The sequence below is a fragment of the Rhizobium zaerense genome, assembly GCF_051810725.1.
Lineage (GTDB): Bacteria > Pseudomonadota > Alphaproteobacteria > Rhizobiales > Rhizobiaceae > Rhizobium > Rhizobium leguminosarum_I.
Genome location: NZ_JBPWQY020000003.1, coordinates 263,548 through 280,857, shown reverse-complemented (window position 1 = coordinate 280,857; position 17,310 = coordinate 263,548). Strand labels below are relative to the sequence as shown.

Genomic DNA, 17,310 nt, shown 5'->3' with positions numbered 1-17,310 from the left:
CAACGGCGCTTCGCACAAATGGACCTATCGCACGAAAAAGTTTCGCAGCCTGGCCAAAATGCTTTGCCGATCGCCTGCGGCGATCAGTGCACGGACATGACGAGCGGCCGTCGCGGAGCTGACCGTCGCCCCGAAGTGGCAATAGCAGACAAGTCTATGCAGCTGGTTGTCACTCAGTTCGAAGAACCTCTGGGCTTCGCCGTAGCTGTCGTTCTCCAGACCGGCTGCTCGCATCACCGGGTCGGCAAACGCCACCGAGATCGGCGAATGGTGGGCGCGCATGATCGCACGCTCCCCGGCCGGCTGATATTCCGTCTGATGCAGGGTTGAAAGTGCATGATGCTCACTGCGCTCCAGAAGTTCCGCCCAGCGTTCAAGGCGTTCGCGGCGCGACATTGCCGGTGCCGGACGCGGGTAGTCGAGATTGATGCTGGCGACGGTCTGCAGTTGTTCAAGGGCATGGTGCTTCATCGAAGCCTCCTTTTCGGACGATAGCTGGTCCAAGCATCTGGGACATATTCCCAAATTGAGCGTGACTTCGACGCGCGATCAAGTGACGGAGATTTTTTGTCGCGCTTCGATTTCCTCTCCGGACGAGAGCTGGAACTCGCTCCTGCCCGTTTGCGCCCGCCAACGGGCGAACTTAGGATGCGTTCAGGCTGCCGACTGCGTCGGGGAATGTTTTGAGCTACCAAACCCAATTGTCGACGGAAGGTTCCGATAAAATTCCAGGTTGATGCGAGCACTTCAACATTGCCCCGTCGGATTCCACAGGGCTCCCTGTTCAACCATTGCTTCGATGCATGCCTGCAATCTCATCAGGAAGCTTTTCTTAAGAGATTTGGTTTGAAACCGCGTTGTCGCGCAAATTGACCTCGATTTCTTTCTCCTCGAGGCCGGGCAATTCAGCGGTGATGTCATATGCTTGATCGGTTTCGTGCAGGTCAAAGCTCGGCCATAAACTCCCAGCGGTATTTGCGGTGGCGGCATCGACCGTCGGGGAAAAAGCGGTTGATTTCTCAACGGAACGACATGAACGGATCGAGCCCCGGCGGATGGAGGCCCCGAGAGGGTGTCGAAGCCGTTATGTTACGGTTTGTCATGGCTTTTCTCCTGCTTCGTTGCTGGCTGTCGCCCAACAGGTGGCAATTTAAGGAAACCACCGGTCCGCAAAGATATTCCGCGGGGCAAACGAGAAAGATGCATGCTGCAAATAGCCGCAAATTAAAGACCATCGGCAAAGCTGTTACGGGCCGCCGCTCCGGTGACAAAAGCCGAATTCCTACGGCATGAGAATCCGGGAGTGCCCCACAGAAACTTAAGCACCATTCTTCCAAATCCAAGGGAACAATGAGAACGCCGGTGGGTTCGACTATGCGATTAGAAAAGTCGGGCCGTCCACAGCGATCGGCCGCGGGCAAATTCACCGAATTGCAAGGCATGCGCCTGCTAAGGAAGGAAAAATGTCATGACGGGCAGAAAGACTCATGAGCAACAACTTCGCGTTATCGAAAAACGCGAGAAAACCGCAAATGCCGACGAGGCGTTCGACGCGGCGGCAGATCTGCATCGAAATGAACAGGCAAGGGAAGCCTATCGAAAAGGAACCGACCTGAAGGCCGACCCAGATCTTCGCAGTGAAGATCGGAACATGGTCCGGGGCCTCAATCAGGAAAGCGGGCACAAAAAAGGAAGCGGCTCTTCCTGACAAGGAAAGGAAATTGTCATGGCTTTGACATTGATCAGCAAGGCCTTTGCGCAAGATCAACCAATCCCCAGCAAATATGCGCGGGCGGGCGAGAATCTTTTTCCGCCGCTCGCCTGGAGCGGCGCTCCCGATGAAACCAGAAGCTTTGCTCTGGTCGTCGAGGATCCGGACGCTCCAAACGGCACTTTCCGTCACTGCGGTATTGCCAATATCCCAGCGCAATGGACTGCGCTTGCGGAAAGCGCCGACACAGCGCCGGAGCGAGCGCCGCGGTTTTATAAGAACGATTTCGGCAATGCCCGTTACGATGGCCCGCAACCGCCGCCCGGCGATCGCCCTCATCGCTACATCTTCCGCCTTGCCGCCCTCGATGTGGCGAAGCTCTCGATTCCGGATGCCGCCGGCATAGGCACGATGTGGGCAGAGGCAAAGAAACACGCACTGGAGGAGGCAAGCGTCACAGGTACGTACCAAACACAATAGCCAAAGGAGATAACAATCCATTTGGACAGCGAGACGCAGCAATGCGTCGACAACTGCCTGCGCTGCCAGAGCATCTGAATGGGGCGTCAAATAGGTCTTCGGCTATTCTGTGACGGGATTAACCATGTTTTCCGAGCGCTCAATCGCGCAGGCGTCTGTATCGCGACGTCTGGTCCCGGCGCCTCCTAGATGGCGTCCCGAGGGTGGTGCCGACGCACATTAGTTTCGAGCAGATGCGCAAACATCTCCTTGGCCGCCGATGAAGGAGGATTCGCATAAGCGGCGTGAGCCGCGGCACGGTGCACCAGGTCGTCAGCGCTCTGATACCAGGGAAAACCTGAAGTGCTGTTGTTGATCCAGTGGTGTCGTCATCGGAACATTCCGAAGGCAATCCGGCTCAATAGGAGAAAAGGAGCATAAGATGCGTACGTTTCGACGATATCGGAAAGGCGAGGCGAGTGTCGGCTCAATTGTCATCAAGTTCTATCACTCGGGTGACCAAATCAGAGGATATATCAGGAAGGTCACCGACCCCAAGCAGGAGAAGGATACCGTTTTCCCGAGCGAGGAACTGCAGGTGGACGATGCGTTTCTGATGGCCGAGAACAAGCACCGGGAAGCGCCCGACACGCCCATCTTCGTCGAGCTTGCGGAAGGTATACGCTGGAATCCCACCTGGGGCAGATTGATTTGATGCGAGGGAATTGACGGCAAGATGGATTTGCCTCCAGCGCTGAATTTGATCCTGACCTCAGGCGTTGAAACCATTGTCGAGGCGATCGAGCCGCTGATGTTGCGGGCTGGCGAGAAACGCAACAAGCAAGTGCCCCGACATCGGGGGTCGGCCTGTTGCATAGCCATAAATTACTAAGGAAACGGCCGCAAAAGGAAGGAGGCCGGGATGGTCGACTACCAGCGCATGCGCGATCACATGGTCGACGTCTACATAAGACGGCGGGGGATACGGGATGAGCATGTCCTGAAGGCGATGCGCACCGTGCCGAGAGAGCGTTTCGTTGCCGAAGGCATGGCAGAGTTCGCCTATGAGGATGCGCCGCTCCCGATAGAGGAGGGGCAGACCATTTCGCAGCCCTATATCGTCGCCGCGATGATCGAGGCGGCGGAGGTGCGCCCGGGCGATCGTATTCTCGAGGTCGGAGCCGGTTCCGGCTACGCGGCCGCGGTGATCGGCCAGATCGCGGCGCATGTCTATGCGATCGAGCGCCACGGGGCCTTGGCTAGGTCGGCAAAGCGGCGGATGGCTGATCTCGGCTATGGCAATGTGGAGGTTCTTGCCGGCGACGGCACCCGCGGACTTCCTGAACAAGCGCCGTTCGACGCCATTTTGGTGGCCGCGGGTGGTCCTGTCGTGCCGGAGGCGCTGAAGGAACAACTCGCAATCGGCGGGCGGCTCGTGATTCCTGTCGGTGAAGAGTTCAGCCAGACACTCTGCAAGGTCATCCGGCGCACCGAGACCAGCTACGAGGAAACGAATCTTGGGGCTGTGATGTTCGTGCCGCTGATCGGGGAGCAGGGATGGTCCGAGGATGGCCGCCGCACCGCGAGCAATCACAAGCCCGGCGCCTCACGAAAGCAGAGCCTGCCGGAGATGATTGCCGAAGCGGCCGAAGACCTGCCCGGTTTCGACGACCCCGCCTTCGGCCGCTTGTTCAACCGCTTTGTTGATCGGCGCGTGGTCTTGCTTGGGGAAGCGAGCCATGGGACGCTCGAATTTTACCAGGCCCGAGCCGCGATCACACGTCATTTGATCGCCAATCACGGCTATAGGATCATTGCTGTCGAGGCAGATTGGCCGGACGCGGCGAAAGTTGATCGATACGTCCGACATCGATCCGCGTCCGACCGTAAAGAGTCTCCGTTTCAACGATTTCCGACCTGGATGTGGCGCAACACGGAAGTTCGGGCACTGACGGAGTGGATGCGGGAGCACAATGCGGGTCTCGACGCCATGGAGGATCGGGCTGGCTTCTACGGGCTCGACATCTACAACATGTCCGATTTGATCGGCGCCGTGCTTGACTATCTGGATCGGGTCGACCCGCAGGCGGCAGCGGTCGCGCGCGAGCGCTACGGCTGCCTGACGCCCTGGCAGAAGAATCCCGCGACTTATGGCCGGGCGACACTCAGCCGCGGTTATGCAGAATGCGAGCAGGCGGTGATCGACCAATGCCAGGAGCTCTTCCGCCGGCGGTTGGACTATGCCGACAACGACGGCGATGCCTTCCTCGATGCCACCCAGAATGCCCGGCTGATTGCATCTGCGGAACGCTACTATCGCATCATGTACTATGGCGGAGCGGAAAGCTGGAACCTGCGTGACAAGCATATGTTCGAAACGCTGCAGCATCTGCTTGACGCGAAGGGACCGGATGCCAAGGCGATCGTCTGGGCCCACAACAGTCATATCGGTGACGCGCGCTTTACCGATATGGGCGCAACGCGTGATGAGTTCAACATCGGCCAGCTTTGCCGAGAGGCTTTCGGAGACGACGCGGCTCTCATCGGTTTTGGCACCCATAGCGGTACGGTGGCGGCCGCCAATGACTGGGATGGAGATATGGAGGTCATGCGCGTAAACCCCTCCCGAGCCGACAGCTATGAAAGGATGTGCCATGATGCGGGCAAGCGCCGCTTCCTCCTCGACTTGTTGCCTGGCAGGCACGAGCCGCTCAGGCGCCGCCTCTCGGAGCCGCGGCTCGAGCGTTTCATCGGCGTTGTCTACCGGCCAGACACAGAGCTGTGGAGCCACTACAGCCAAGCGATCCTTCCCGAGCAATTCGATGCCTACGTCTGGTTCGATGAGACCCAGGCAGTGACGCCGCTCGGGCCGGAGCACCATCGCGGCATGCCAGAAACCTATCCCTTCGGTGAATAGACGATGCTTCGCGACATGGATTATGTCCTGGCCAAGCTCGACTGGATGCGCAGCGAACGCATCTGGCCCAATGGGTTGCGCTATCTCTGGACCGACGCGTTCGGTGTCGTGCTCTATCTGTCGCTTTACCGACAGACTGGTGAAGAGCGCTGGCTGGATGCGGCGGAGGAACTGGTCGGCGAGGTCGGGCGCGTCCTGGGGCGGCCACGTGGCTATCGCATCGGCGAGGCGTCAGACCGAGATGGCCAGTACTTCCATTATCTTGCCATGTGGCTGTTTGCGCTGGCCAGACTGGGCGATGTGAAGCCGGAGTACCGCGCGAAGGGCATCGCAGTCGCCAAGGCGATCCACCCGGCTTTCGTCCTGCCCGGGCGCGGCGTGATCTGGAAGATGCAGGAGGATCTGAGTGCGCCGTATCCCGGCTATGGCCTGGGGGCGATGGACGCGTTCGATGGGTATGTTTCCTACTCTCTTCTCGATCGGAACGCGCTAGCCGCCGAAATCGCCGAAATGCGAACGCTGATCGAGCGGCAGTACCGCACGCTGGACATCGACCAGGATCTCGGTCTTGGCATGATGCTGTGGCTCTGCCATTTCTTCCCGACAGAGGATTGGGCACGCGTCCAGACGGAACGGAGCCTGGCGGCGCTCGATCGATTGTGGATTGACCCGCCGGGTTATTACGGGCGTGCCAGCTACGCACCGCATGTCCGTATTGCCTTCGCCAATTATGGCGTATCGCTGGGATTGCAGGCAATCGATCGATGGCCGGAGCGGGTCGACCGGCTGAACACCTATTTCGATGTCTACCGCTCAAATGACGAATATGACAGGGAAGCGATCACCCATGTCATGGCCTGCGCCTCGCATCTTCCCGGCCTCTTTCTGAACGCTGACAACCGAGACAGGGGCGGGTAAGGCGAAGTGCTTCACTGGAACAAATCTTTCAGGTTGTCGTTCGCCGATCAGTGAAGGATTACCTCAATGAACGACATGGCAGACGAAACGGAAGCGCGGTTGAACGCCCACCGCCGGCTCTTTGTGTCACTGCTCACAATCATCGCCGGCGATCCAAAGTTTCATCAGGCGTTGGAATCGCTGGCGCACGAAAATGAAACCGTCGGCGATCAGGAAGAAGATCCCGGTGCCGAACCGAGCAGGGCTTTCGCCATTCAGGGCCTGGCGAACGACGAAATCCGTGCAATTCTCAAAGATGCCCTCGCACGGGCGCTCGCCCGAAAGCGAAGCCGGTGACTGCAAGAGATACAAATTTGAATCCGACATGCGGCAGCGGTCGAATTGAACGGCCATAGGCAAACCTACATCGCCGGCACGAACTTCGGTCCATCCGATGCTGCGCGCCGATCTGTTCGAGGCGCTGGTCGTGTTGATCCGCGAGCCGACGCGACCGATGGGTCTTAGCCGGCGTGGCGCTGGTCAAGGCCGACGCGCTCGACGGTCATGCGTCCGTCGAGCTGCCCAAAATTCCACGGGCTGCGAATCCGACAAGCCATGAGCCGCTTGCGTCCCTGACCGGGGAAGAGGTGAATGCCCTCCAGGACTATGCAGCCAAACACGGCGGCGCTGGAAAAGCATCCTGAGTCGGGTGTGAATGGGCGAAGCGCCCTATGACGACGGTGGCACCCTGCGCCGGCTGCGCAACACCCACGGTCCGACCTGGCTCGATCGCTATCGCCTGCCGAAACGCCAGGCAGATCGCCGATCAGCGCTTGCGCACAAACTCCGTGCGCAGGACCAGCCCCTTGATCGCATCGTGGCGGCAGTCGATCTCTTCCGGGTTGTCGGTGAGCCGGATCGACCGGATGACGGTGCCCTGCTTCAGGGTCTGGCCCGCGCCCTTGACCTTCAGGTCCTTGATCAGCACGACGGAATCGCCGTCGGCAAGAAGATTGCCGGATGCGTCGTGGACTTGCGCGGCTTTGGCCTTGTCCGCAGCAATTTCGGAAGCGGGCCTCCACTCGCCGGTTGCTTCGTCATAGATGTAATCGTCGTCATTCTGGTCGCTCATTGCATTGCCCTTTCTCGGGAGAGTCCTTTTTGACCGTCCCTCATGTCATGCGCGTCTATCGTGGAACGGCGTCGAGATCAAACGGCGGGCGTTTTACGTCGGTTGCACTGAGCGGATCAGCGAGCCTCGCGGAATGTCGGAGCATCCCGGCCGCGCTGGCGCAGAAGGCTGCTGGCGGATTAATTCAGATCTGGCGCGGGGCCGCTTGCGCGCCGCGTGGCGGCCGGTCAAGCCGTTTGTGGCAGCAGGCACGCGGGCTTCGCAGGTCCGGGGACCCGCTTGCCCGCTCACCGGCTCCGCTCGACCTGGCCAACCCGGACCCTGAAACGCGCGGCTTGCGCCGGTTCCTTTCGACCGCACCGGAGGGCAGACCGGCTAAGGGGCCGGAACCGCTTCGGAAAACCGAGAAGGAAACCATCACGGCAAAGCCCGCAAGCCGCTCCCGTCAAGCCGCCCAGTGCCAGCTGACCATCCGACCACACGAGGGTTAGGCATTGACGTCGACGACCGTGCGACCCTGAACCTGTCCTGCAAGGAGCCGTCGCGCAACGTCGGTCACGTCGGCCAGCCCGATAACTTTCGTCGTGCGAGCGAGCTTGTTGAGATCGAGATCGCGGGCCAGACGCGACCAGGCTTTGAGGCGAACCGATTGCGGCGCGTTGACGGAATCAATGCCGGCGAGCGTGACGTTGCGCAGGATGAAGGGCAGGACGGTCGCGGGAAGATCGAGGCCCTGGGCGAGGCCGCAAGCGGTCACCACACCGCGATACTGGGTCTGGGCCAGCACGTTCGCCAGCGTATGGCTACCAACGGAGTCTATCGCACCGGCCCATCGTTCGCTGGTAACAGGCGTGCCCGGTTCGGAAAGGGTTCGGCGATCGATGACATCGGCTGCGCCAAGCTCGCGCAGATAGTTGGCCTCTTCGAGACGCCCGGTTGATGCGACCACACGATAGCCGAGGTCGGCGAGAAGGGCGATCGCGATCGATCCGACGCCGCCGTTGGCACCCGTGACAAGGATGTCGCCCCGGTCGGGCGTAATGCCGCCATGTTCGAGCGCCAGCACCGACAGCATTGCCGTGTAGCCCGCTGTTCCGACGGCCATGGCATCCAAGGTAGACAGGGGGGCCGGAATCTTGACGAGCCAGTCGCCGCTCAGCCGGGCCTTTTGCGCGTAGCCGCCATGATGGGTCTGGCTCAGTCCCCAGCCATTGGCAACGACGCGGTCACCGACTTCGATGCCTGGATAGGAGGACCCCTCGACTGTTCCCGCAAGATCAATGCCAGGAATGAGCGGGAATGTCTGGATGATCGGAGCACGACCCGCAAGCGCCATGCCGTCCTTGTAGTTCACAGTCGAGTAGTCGACGGCGATCGTGACATCGCCCGGCATGAGGTCTTGCTCTTCCAATTCGACCAGATCCGTCGATATCGTATCGCCGCTTTTGCTGGCCATAAGTGCTTTGAATGTCATTGATCTATCCTCTGTTTGTTATTGCCGGTGGCTTCCAGGGGTATCGGCCCGCCGTCCGATAGCGCTCGGCGGGATGCTCCTGCCTGGTGTTCGGAAGGATGGCCAGGCGACCCGCGTGGCAGGTATCTGCAAACCGCGTCAGTTTCACCGGTCGCCAATCCGGTGAGGCCGGTACGGATTCTAGTCTGCGACCGCTATGATGACTTTGCCCTTCGCGCGCCCTGTCTCGACGTAAGCTAAGGCATCGCCGGTCTTCTCGAACGGGAAAACCTTGTCGACCACCGGGCGGATCACGCCCGATTCGATCAGGGAGGCGATCTCGCCTAACTGTTGACCTTGCGCTCGCATGAACAGGAACGAGTAGCGCATGCCAAGGCGCTTGGCTTTTTTCCGGACCCCTCGGCTCAACAAGTGCAAGACCAGTTTCAGGAAAAGGTTCAGACCGCGTTCCTTGGCAAAAGCCGGATCGGGCGGACCGGAGATGGAAATCAGCTGGCCGCCCGGCTTGAGCACGCCGAACGATTTGTCGAGGGTCTTCGCATCCTGGCTGTTCAACACGAGGTCGTAGCCCGACAGGACCTTCTCGAAATCCTGCGTCTTGTAGTCGATCACCACATCCGCCCCGAGACTTTTGACCAGATCGACATTCTTCGTGCTCGTCGTCGTCGCAACCGTTGCCCCGAGGTGCTTGGCGAGCTGGATGGCAAAAGTCCCGACACCGCTGGAGCCGGCCTGGATGAAGACCTTCTGGCCGGGCTTCACCTTGGCTAGCTCGACCAGCGCCTGCCACGCGGTCAGCCCGACCAGTGGGATGGACGCCGCTTCGGCCATGCTGAGGTTCTTGGGCTTCAGCGCAACGTCCGCTTCATTGATGGCGATGAATTCGGCGAATGTTCCGATCCGATGATCCCGCGGACGGGCATAGATCTCGTCACCCACCTTTAGACGCCTGACGGCGGCTCCCACCCTGACAACCGTCCCGGCGACGTCGTGTCCGAGCACGAAAGGCGGCCGATAGGGCAGGATAAGTTTGAACTCTCCATCGCGGAGTTTGGAATCAAGCGGGTTCACTGCGGTAGCTTGAATCCGGACGAGGACGTCATTGGCCTCCAACGCCGGCTCCGGCATGGCGACCAGGCGCAGAGCGCCTTTCTTTTTGTACTTATCGACGACGAATGCCTTCACGGCGTTTTCTCCAATGTTAAATTTTGCTGGTGGTCGGAGGCATTGAGGAAGGAAAATGCCTTCGGCTGTGGGTTGAAGGGCTGCTCGGTCATCGTCTTTTCCTGTCTGATGGAGGACGACGCGCCGGGTGTGCCGGGCTTGTCGCAGAAACGAGGGTCATCGTCGGAGTTCGGCGTCCACCAGCGCCAGGGCGTTGCTGAGCCCCTGCGCGAGGAGGTCGTCGGAGAGCTGGCGGTCGGTCAGGGCGCGGCAGAGTTGTAGCGTCCCGGCCATCAGGCCGAGGAGACTGAGCGCCTTCACGCGGGCCGAGAGCGGATCTTCGGGTGCCAATCGGGCGGCGAGGCCGTCGATGACGACCAGCACGCCGTCGGTATACGCCTGCCTGATTGCGTCCGCGCTGCGCCCGATCTCGTCGAGCAGGGCGGCGTTGGGGCAGCCGTCGCCGGGGTTGTCCCGGTGGTGGGCCGACAGGTACCAGCGCATGAGCTGTTCGAGGCCGGCAGGGCCCGGCTCCGCCAGCTCGACGATGTTCGCGTGCAATGTGTGCAGTTGGTCGGTGACCGCCTCCGCGACGAGGCTGTCCTTGGATTCGAAATGGGCGTAGAAGGCGCCGTTGGTGAGGTCCGCGTCCTTCATGAGCGTCGCGACTCCGGAGCCGTCGATACCGTCCCGCTTGAGCCGTCGACCGGCCGTCGCAATGATCCTCTGCCGCGTCTCCTGCTTGTGTTCTTTCGTGTAACGCAACATGCCTTCCTCCTTTTAAGCCGGGTTTGCGCTCCGGATACCGCTGTGGCCAGGTCAGTTCGGCATCCGGTTGAATCTGCGGATGACGCGGTCGAAGATCCGGGCCGGGGCGACGCTGTATACCGTGTTGATGATCCGGGCGGTCGTACCGGCGGTGCGCCGTAGTTTCGGGTTCCGGTCGGTGGCCGCCGCGACGATCACCGTGGCGACGACCGCGGGGTCGTCGCCGCTGCTGAGGTTCTTCTCCAGCAGATCGTCGTAGTTGCGCCGTCCCGCCGCGTAGAGCGGCATGGGGGTGTCGGCCACCACGCTGTGACCTGCGAACGGCGTGTTGATCGGGCCGGGCTCGACGAGCAGGACCCGGACGCCGCAATCGCGAACCTCGTGGTCCAGCGACTGGGAGTAGCCCTCGACCGCGTGCTTGGTCGAAACATAGAGGGCCATGAACGGGCTGGGGACGAACCCGCTGAGGGAGGAGACATTGATGATGCGTCCGCGGCCCTGGGCGCGCATATGCGGCAGGACCGCCTTGGTCGTCCGCATGACGCCGTAGACGTTGATGTCGAAGATGTGCTGCGTCTGGGTGATCGAGAACTCCTCGGCCGCGCCGGTTGTGCCAACGCCGGCGTTGTTAACCAGGACGTCGATGTGCCCGAACCGTTCGATCACCTGCCTGACCGCTGAGGCGACCGATTCGTCGCTGGTCACATCGAGGTCGAGGTACGTCACCCCGGCGGGCGCGGCGAGTTGCGCGGTGTTGCGGCCGGTTCCGATTACCTGGAAACCTGCGGCGGCCAAAGCGATCGCTGTGGCCTTGCCGATGCCTGAGGTGGCGCCTGTTACGAGCGCAACCCGCGGAGTTGCTGTCATCATGAGCTCCTGAAGTTAGAATTACGATCATACGACAATAGCGATTGAGTGGTCGCAAGGCAAGAATTAAATTATGTTCGTACGTTCACGGAGGGGCGAGACGAGGAGGCAGCCGGTGAACGGCGCCAGGATTGCCGGTCGAGATCGCGGAGGGGCGGCATTCTTGAAGAATGACTGGCAGAGGACGAAACGGAGGTTTCAGATTCCGGTTCCGTCGTTTGGACCGCTGACGGCAATGTCTGAATCGGGCGGCGGCAGCCACAGCGTGAATGTCAGGTTTGGAGACGCGTTACGAATGACCGGCGTAAGATGCTCGTTCGTGCTGGTCAGAACGGGCGACCGCTCACCACCCGGTACTGCAGGCGATTTTGCCCTCGATGCCTGGAACGAGTTGACCGTGCTCAAGTACGCATTCTGGCTCGGCTGTGTTTTGCGCCTCGATCTTGCGCCAAGCCTTTGGATCCTGGAGCAGTGGAGCGGCAGAAACGGCCGATCACGATGTAGGTCGCCGCGACAGTCGGATCGACCTCGATATCGCTGCTGACATAGTTAGATGCGTCGCCACATCGACTCGAGAACCTTCAGCCCGCCATTCGTGCCGCCGGAATGGCGTTGGGCGGGGGACCACAAATGAGCGCCGGCGAACGAATGATTTGCCGGTGACGACTTTGATATTGGCACGTGTCTCCTGAGCAACATGGCAGAAAACCAACTGCTCCAGTTGCAAGACTGGCGCAGTTCGTTCGTCGAAATTCGGGCGAGCGCTTCTCGCCGGCACGTCGGCTGGATTCAGCCGTCGTCACCTGAATCATCCGAGCCGTCATCGCCTGAATCGTCCGAGCTGTCGTCGCTGCTGTCGTCCGCATCGTCGCTGGAATCAGCGTCAGCCGACTCGTCCTCGGCCAGGTCCTCTTCGACCGTCGCCTCCTCGCTCTCCTCGGAAGTCTCAATTTCCGTCGATTCCGTGGAAACATATTCCTCGTAGGAGGACGAGCTTACCGTCGTGTCAGTCTCCCAACTAGAGATTTCGCTGACCGCGGTCGTCTCGTTGTAGGATTCGAGTGTGATAATTGCGGCAACCGCGATCACTGCCCCACCACGCGCGACGCTGAAGGACATATCGGAATGGCCGGCCTTCAACTGGCGGCGCACGGCAACATCGACGTCGATCGGCTTATGAACCTTATGGCCCTGTACTTCAGCCAAAACGTCGCCCGGCTTGATCCCCTGCTTGTCGGCAACGCCGCCGGGCTTGACGGAAAGCACCAGAACACCGTGCACGCCTTTGTCGAGCTTGAACTTCTTGATCACGCCCTTGTTGATCGGCAGCAGCAGCGCATCGAGCGCCTTGGATATCATCGGCCCGGATTTCGCATGGGCCGCCGGCGGGTTTGCCGCGAAGGCGGAGTGAACCCCGGCAAACGGAGAAGCAATATGTGCGACGACGATCAGTGCTCGGAAGGCACGATACGAATTCTTCAAGACCATCTCCTGGGTTGGCGCGAACAAGCTCTTGCTTCGTTCGGCACGGAGACGGTAGTCGACGGCTTCTAAAGATGTCTTAATGAAGCAATGACCTGGAAAATAAAATATAGAAAACACTATGTACTTCACTTGCTTGGTTCAATATTGGCGGCGTGGCGACATCGGTGCAACACCAGCAGCAGCCACACGCGGATCTCCGCGTAAACCAACAACACAGCGAATCTTCGCCGAGGTCCCTCCGCGTGTGGAATATGCGCTAACCCCGGCAGCCTATAAGCTCGCACCAGTGTTCGATGGGTTGGTCGCTTGGTGGCAGCGACACAAGATGCATCGGATAGTGAGACTCAACGACTCCGCCCATGCAAGCGAGAGCCGCTGATCTACGTCCGCAAGACGATTGAGGCCCGGTTGGAGGAGATCTTAGTAAACCTTCGTCGTGGCTACTGAACTTCCATGGCCGGCTGCACTCGCCTTCTGAAAGTCGGACAGCAGGCGCAATGCGCCGCTCGCCAACAGGCCGACATCGTTTCCGATGGCGACGAAGGTGGCGCCGAGTTCCAGATAGTGTTTGGCAAGCGACTGATCGGCGGTCAGGATACCGGCTGCCTTGCCGTACGACTGGATACGGATCAGCGCCGCTTCCACCGCCTGTTGTACCTCGGAATCGCCAGGCCTGCCGAGATGGCCCATGTCGGCGGCGAGATCGGCGGGTCCGATAAAAACGCCATCGACGCCATCGGTAGTGGCGATGTCATCGAGCGCGGCCAGTCCGGCGCGGCTTTCGATCTGCAGCAGCAGGCAGACCTCGTCATTGGCGGTCTGCAGGTAGTCGGGAATACGATTGAATGCCGAAGCGCGGGCAAGCGCTGCGCCGACGCCCCGCACGCCGTGCGGCGGATATCGTACTGCGCGCACCATGGCTCTTGCCTGGTCGCCGCTCTCGATCATCGGCACCAGCACCGTCTGGGCCCCGATATCGAGAATCTGCTTCAATATCCAGACCTCGCCGATCGGTGCCCGGATGACCGGGTGGCTCGGCGAACCCTTGAGCGCCTGCAATTGCGCCGTCATCAGAGGGATGTCGTTCGGCGCATGCTCACCGTCAATCAACAGCCAGTCATAGCCGGCACCACCCAGAATTTCGGCCGTGTAGGGATTGGCGAGCGCCAGCCAGAGTCCGATCTGCGGACGCCTCTCGGCCAAGGCCGACTTGAATGTGTTCTTGGGCGCGGGCATGAGCGCTCTCCTATGCGAAATAGATACTGACCGTCCCATAAGGTCCGAAATCGGCGACGATGGTGTCGCCGTGGCGCGCCTCGATCGGTCTGATGAAGGAGCCGGCAAGGACGATCTGGCCCGCCTCGATGCCGTCGCCATATCGGGCCAGCCGGTTGGCAAGCCAGGCAATGCCTCGCGCCGGCTGATTCAAGACACCGGCACCCAGGCCGGTTTCCTCCACCTCGGCATTGCGGCTGACGATAGCCCCCATCCAGCGCATATCGACGGTATCGGGCCGCGCCATGCGCCCGCCATGCACGATGCCGGCATTGGCCGCGTTGTCGGAAATCGTGTCGACGATGGTGCGGGCCTTCTTTGTTTCGGGGTCGACCCTGAGGATGCGCGTATCAAGAATTTCCAGGGCCGGGGTGATGTACTCCGTGGCATTCAGCACGTCGAACACGGTGATGCCTGGGCCTTTCAGGGGAGCCTTCATGATGAAGGCGATCTCCGCCTCGATCCGCGGCTGGATGAAGCGATCGGCCGGCACCGTCGCGCCGTCCTCGAACAGCATGTCGTCGAACAGCACGCCGGAATCCGGCGTGTCGATGTTCAGCGCATATTGCATCGCCTTCGAGGTCAGCCCTATCTTCCAGCCGATCACCTTGCGCCCGGCGGCGATCTTCTTCGTGACCCAGGCCGACTGCACGGCATAGGCGTCATCCATCGTCATGTGCGGATATTGGATCGACAGAAGCTCCGTCTGTTCGCGCGTCCGCTCGGCGATGTCGAGTCGCTCTGCCGCCTGCCTGATATCGTCTGAAGTCAACATTTCACACCTCGTCAGCGATCGTGTTGCGCAAGATGCCGATACCATCGGCCTCGACCTCGACGAGGTCGCCGGGCTGCAGCCAGATCGGCGGATCGAAGCGGGCACCAGCGCCGGTCGGCGTACCGGTGACGATCACATCGCCGGGAACGAGTGTGGTGAAGGTCGAGATGTAGTTGATGATCCTGCGGAAGGAGAAGATCATCCGGCTGGTGCGGTCGCTCTGGCGCACTTCGCCATTGACCCGCGTCTGGAGCTTGATGTCGGCAAGCTGGCTCTCATTGCGGTAAGGCACGAGCCACGGGCCGATCGAGCCAGTGCGGTCGAAGTTCTTGCCCTGGGTGACGTTGAACTTGGCATGGCGGACCCAGTCGCGGATCGTGCCCTCATTGCACAGCGACAGCGCCGCGATGTGGGATAGTGCCTCAGCCTCGGGAATGCGCCGGCCGGTCTTGCCGATGATGATGACGATTTCGCCTTCGTAGTCGAGCTGCGGGCTTTCCGGTGGTCGGATCAGCGGCTGATCGTGGCCGGTGAAGGAGCGCGGAAAGCGGATGAACAGGGAGGGATTGGAGGGCGCTGCCTGCCCATCCTTGTATTCCTCGTTGCGGTCGGGGAAGTTCACGCCGACGCAGATGATCTTCTCCGGGGCGGGAACAGGGACTTCGTAACGGATGTCCGACACCGGAAAATCGGGCTCCAAGCTCGCCGCTTCCTCAGCGAGCTTCAGCAGCACGCCGTCGGTTATAACCTCGCGCAGCGTTGGCCACTTCGTGCCATGGCGGGCGGAAAGGTCAATGATTCCATCTCCGGCAAGAACGCCGTATCCACTGTGGTCGTTGCGGGTAAAGCTGACAAACTTCGGGTGGGACATCGTTTTTCCTCCTATTCAGTTCAGCCGATGCCGCCGAGGCAGATATATTTGATCTCGGTGAATTCCTCGATGCCGTATTTCGAGCCCTCACGGCCGAGACCCGACAGTTTGACGCCGCCAAACGGCGCTTCGGCTGTCGAGATCAGGCCGGTATTGACGCCGACCATGCCGTATTCCAGCGCCTCGGCCACACGAAATACCCGGGCGAGATCCTTGGCGTAGAAGTAGGAGGCGAGGCCGAATTCGGTGTCATTAGCCTGCTCGATGACGTCGGCTTCGTTCTTGAAACGGAACAGCGGCGCCAGCGGCCCGAAAGTTTCCTCGCGCGCCACCGCCATGTCCTTGGTGACGTCGCCCAAGATGGTCGCCTCGAAGAAGGTGCCGCCCAGCGCATGCCGCTTGCCGCCCTGCAGGATGCGCGCGCCCTTGCCCAAGGCATCGGCAATATGCTCCTCGACCTTGGCGAGGGCGGCCTTGTCGATCAGTGGCCCAAGGATGACGCCCTCGTCAAAGCCGTTGCCGATCTTCAGCCTGGCGACCGCAACTGCCAGCTTTTCTGCAAAGGCGTCATAGACGCCGTCCTGCACGTAGATGCGGTTGGCGCAAACACAGGTCTGGCCATTGTTGCGATATTTGGCAATCAGCGCCCCTTCGATCGCCGCGTCGAGATCGGCATCGTCGAAAACGATGAACGGCGCATTGCCGCCAAGCTCGAGGCCGAGTTTCTTGATGGTCGGGGCGCTCTGCTTGTAGAGCTCGGTGCCGATTTCGGTCGAGCCGGTAAAGGTCAGCTTCCGCACCACCGGGTTCGAGGTCATCTCGGCGCCGATGGCCGCGGCCGAGCCGGTGATGACGCTGAAAAGACCCTTCGGCAATCCGGCGCGTTCTGCCAGGATCGCAATCGCGATCGCCGAGAACGGCGTCTGCGAGGCGGGCTTCAGCACCATGGCGCAGCCGGCGGCAAAGGCGGGACCGGCCTTGCGAGTGATCATCGCATTGGGGAAGTTCCACGGCGTGATTGCCGCGACGACGCCGATCGGCTGCTTCATCACCATGATGCGCTTGTCCGGCTGGTGGCCGGGGATCAGGTCGCCATAGATGCGGCGGCCCTCCTCGGCAAACCATTCGATGAAGCTCGCACCATAGACGATTTCACCGGTCGCCTCGGCCAGCGGCTTGCCCTGTTCGAGCGTCAGGATGCGGCCGAGGTCATCCTTGTTCTCGATCATCAGATCGAACCACTTGCGAAGGATGGCGCAGCGGTCCTTGGCGGTGCGGGCAGCCCAACCCTTCTGCGCCAGGCGGGCGGCCTCGATGGCCGTCCTCGTCTCGGCGGCACCAAGCTTCGGCACCCGACCGATGATCTCACCGGTCGCCGGATTGTTCACCTCGATCGCGTTGTTCGGATCGGCCTCGATCCAATTGTCGCCGACAAGAGCGGCTTGGCGGAACAAGGAAGGATCTTGCAATTTCATGGCTGGCTCCTCACCAAGCATTGAGAAAACAGCGGACGCT

At 60.8% G+C, this 17,310-nt stretch carries 18 protein-coding genes; 7 read left to right on the top strand and 11 right to left on the bottom strand.

Features of this window, described 5'->3' with window-relative positions; translation table 11 throughout:
* Window positions 1-24 precede the first annotated feature (24 nt).
* Entirely contained in the window at window positions 25-471 is a 447-nt protein-coding gene (locus ACS4RR_RS27750; RefSeq protein WP_260112070.1) for a hypothetical protein, read from the bottom strand.
* A gap of 997 nt (window positions 472-1,468) precedes the next feature.
* Here ACS4RR_RS27750 and ACS4RR_RS27745 point away from each other — a divergent pair.
* From ACS4RR_RS27745 to ACS4RR_RS27720, 6 genes are all read left to right on the top strand, one after another.
* The gene (locus tag ACS4RR_RS27745; protein ID WP_020486284.1) at window positions 1,469-1,708 is read left to right on the top strand and encodes a hypothetical protein; all 240 of its coding nucleotides are present in this window, start codon (window positions 1,469-1,471) and stop codon (window positions 1,706-1,708) included.
* A gap of 18 nt (window positions 1,709-1,726) precedes the next feature.
* A complete protein-coding gene (locus tag ACS4RR_RS27740; RefSeq protein WP_170277477.1) occupies window positions 1,727-2,191 on the top strand; it encodes a YbhB/YbcL family Raf kinase inhibitor-like protein in 465 nt (154 codons plus the stop codon).
* Window positions 2,192-2,612: 421 nt separating this feature from the next.
* Entirely contained in the window at window positions 2,613-2,885 is a 273-nt protein-coding gene (locus tag ACS4RR_RS27735) for a hypothetical protein (protein WP_162117660.1), read from the top strand.
* A gap of 207 nt (window positions 2,886-3,092) precedes the next feature.
* Window positions 3,093-5,087, top strand: coding sequence for a protein-L-isoaspartate(D-aspartate) O-methyltransferase (locus ACS4RR_RS27730; RefSeq protein WP_456190411.1), 1,995 nt, complete (start codon window positions 3,093-3,095; stop codon window positions 5,085-5,087).
* Between the two features lie 15 nt (window positions 5,088-5,102).
* Window positions 5,103-6,005 (top strand): hypothetical protein, encoded by a 903-nt coding sequence (locus ACS4RR_RS27725; protein ID WP_246709781.1) that lies wholly within the window; start codon window positions 5,103-5,105, stop codon window positions 6,003-6,005.
* A 66-nt stretch (window positions 6,006-6,071) separates the two neighbouring features.
* On the top strand, window positions 6,072-6,341 hold the full coding sequence (locus tag ACS4RR_RS27720) for a hypothetical protein (protein WP_017968767.1): 270 nt from the start codon (window positions 6,072-6,074) through the stop codon (window positions 6,339-6,341).
* Between the two features lie 469 nt (window positions 6,342-6,810).
* On the opposite strand, the gene ACS4RR_RS27715 is transcribed toward ACS4RR_RS27720, so the two are convergent.
* The 6 genes from ACS4RR_RS27715 to ACS4RR_RS27690 form a co-directional block, all read right to left on the bottom strand.
* On the bottom strand, window positions 6,811-7,116 hold the full coding sequence (locus ACS4RR_RS27715; RefSeq protein ID WP_017968764.1) for an alkylphosphonate utilization protein: 306 nt from the start codon (window positions 7,114-7,116) through the stop codon (window positions 6,811-6,813).
* Between the two features lie 487 nt (window positions 7,117-7,603).
* Complete coding sequence (acuI, locus tag ACS4RR_RS27710; protein ID WP_260112065.1) at window positions 7,604-8,590, bottom strand: acrylyl-CoA reductase (NADPH); 987 nt, start codon at window positions 8,588-8,590, stop codon at window positions 7,604-7,606.
* A gap of 180 nt (window positions 8,591-8,770) precedes the next feature.
* Complete coding sequence (locus tag ACS4RR_RS27705; RefSeq protein ID WP_162117655.1) at window positions 8,771-9,775, bottom strand: zinc-binding dehydrogenase; 1,005 nt, start codon at window positions 9,773-9,775, stop codon at window positions 8,771-8,773.
* A 156-nt stretch (window positions 9,776-9,931) separates the two neighbouring features.
* Entirely contained in the window at window positions 9,932-10,522 is a 591-nt protein-coding gene (locus ACS4RR_RS27700; RefSeq protein WP_456190410.1) for a TetR/AcrR family transcriptional regulator, read from the bottom strand.
* 51 nt (window positions 10,523-10,573) lie between these two features.
* Complete coding sequence (locus tag ACS4RR_RS27695) at window positions 10,574-11,392, bottom strand: oxidoreductase (RefSeq protein ID WP_170260135.1); 819 nt, start codon at window positions 11,390-11,392, stop codon at window positions 10,574-10,576.
* Between the two features lie 786 nt (window positions 11,393-12,178).
* Complete coding sequence (locus ACS4RR_RS27690; protein ID WP_456190456.1) at window positions 12,179-12,877, bottom strand: PDZ domain-containing protein; 699 nt, start codon at window positions 12,875-12,877, stop codon at window positions 12,179-12,181.
* A gap of 115 nt (window positions 12,878-12,992) precedes the next feature.
* Here ACS4RR_RS27690 and ACS4RR_RS27685 point away from each other — a divergent pair, with 115 nt between their 5' ends.
* Window positions 12,993-13,253, top strand: a complete 261-nt coding sequence (locus ACS4RR_RS27685; RefSeq protein WP_260112062.1) for a winged helix-turn-helix transcriptional regulator — start codon at window positions 12,993-12,995, stop codon at window positions 13,251-13,253.
* A gap of 41 nt (window positions 13,254-13,294) precedes the next feature.
* Here the strand turns inward: ACS4RR_RS27685 and hpaI are convergent, their stop codons facing one another.
* Genes hpaI through gabD form a run of 4 tightly spaced genes read right to left on the bottom strand, consistent with a single transcriptional unit; the run spans window position 13,295 to window position 17,270 of the window.
* Window positions 13,295-14,110, bottom strand: coding sequence for a 4-hydroxy-2-oxoheptanedioate aldolase (gene hpaI / locus ACS4RR_RS27680; protein ID WP_456190409.1), 816 nt, complete (start codon window positions 14,108-14,110; stop codon window positions 13,295-13,297).
* A 10-nt stretch (window positions 14,111-14,120) separates the two neighbouring features.
* The gene (gene hpaH, locus ACS4RR_RS27675; protein ID WP_170260132.1) at window positions 14,121-14,924 is read right to left on the bottom strand and encodes a 2-oxo-hept-4-ene-1,7-dioate hydratase; all 804 of its coding nucleotides are present in this window, start codon (window positions 14,922-14,924) and stop codon (window positions 14,121-14,123) included.
* Window position 14,925: 1 nt separating this feature from the next.
* Complete coding sequence (locus ACS4RR_RS27670) at window positions 14,926-15,795, bottom strand: fumarylacetoacetate hydrolase family protein (RefSeq protein WP_456190408.1); 870 nt, start codon at window positions 15,793-15,795, stop codon at window positions 14,926-14,928.
* Between the two features lie 20 nt (window positions 15,796-15,815).
* Window positions 15,816-17,270: an NADP-dependent succinate-semialdehyde dehydrogenase gene (gene gabD, locus ACS4RR_RS27665; RefSeq protein WP_456190407.1), complete on the bottom strand. Its 1,455-nt coding sequence runs from the start codon at window positions 17,268-17,270 to the stop codon at window positions 15,816-15,818.
* Window positions 17,271-17,310: the final 40 nt, after the last annotated feature.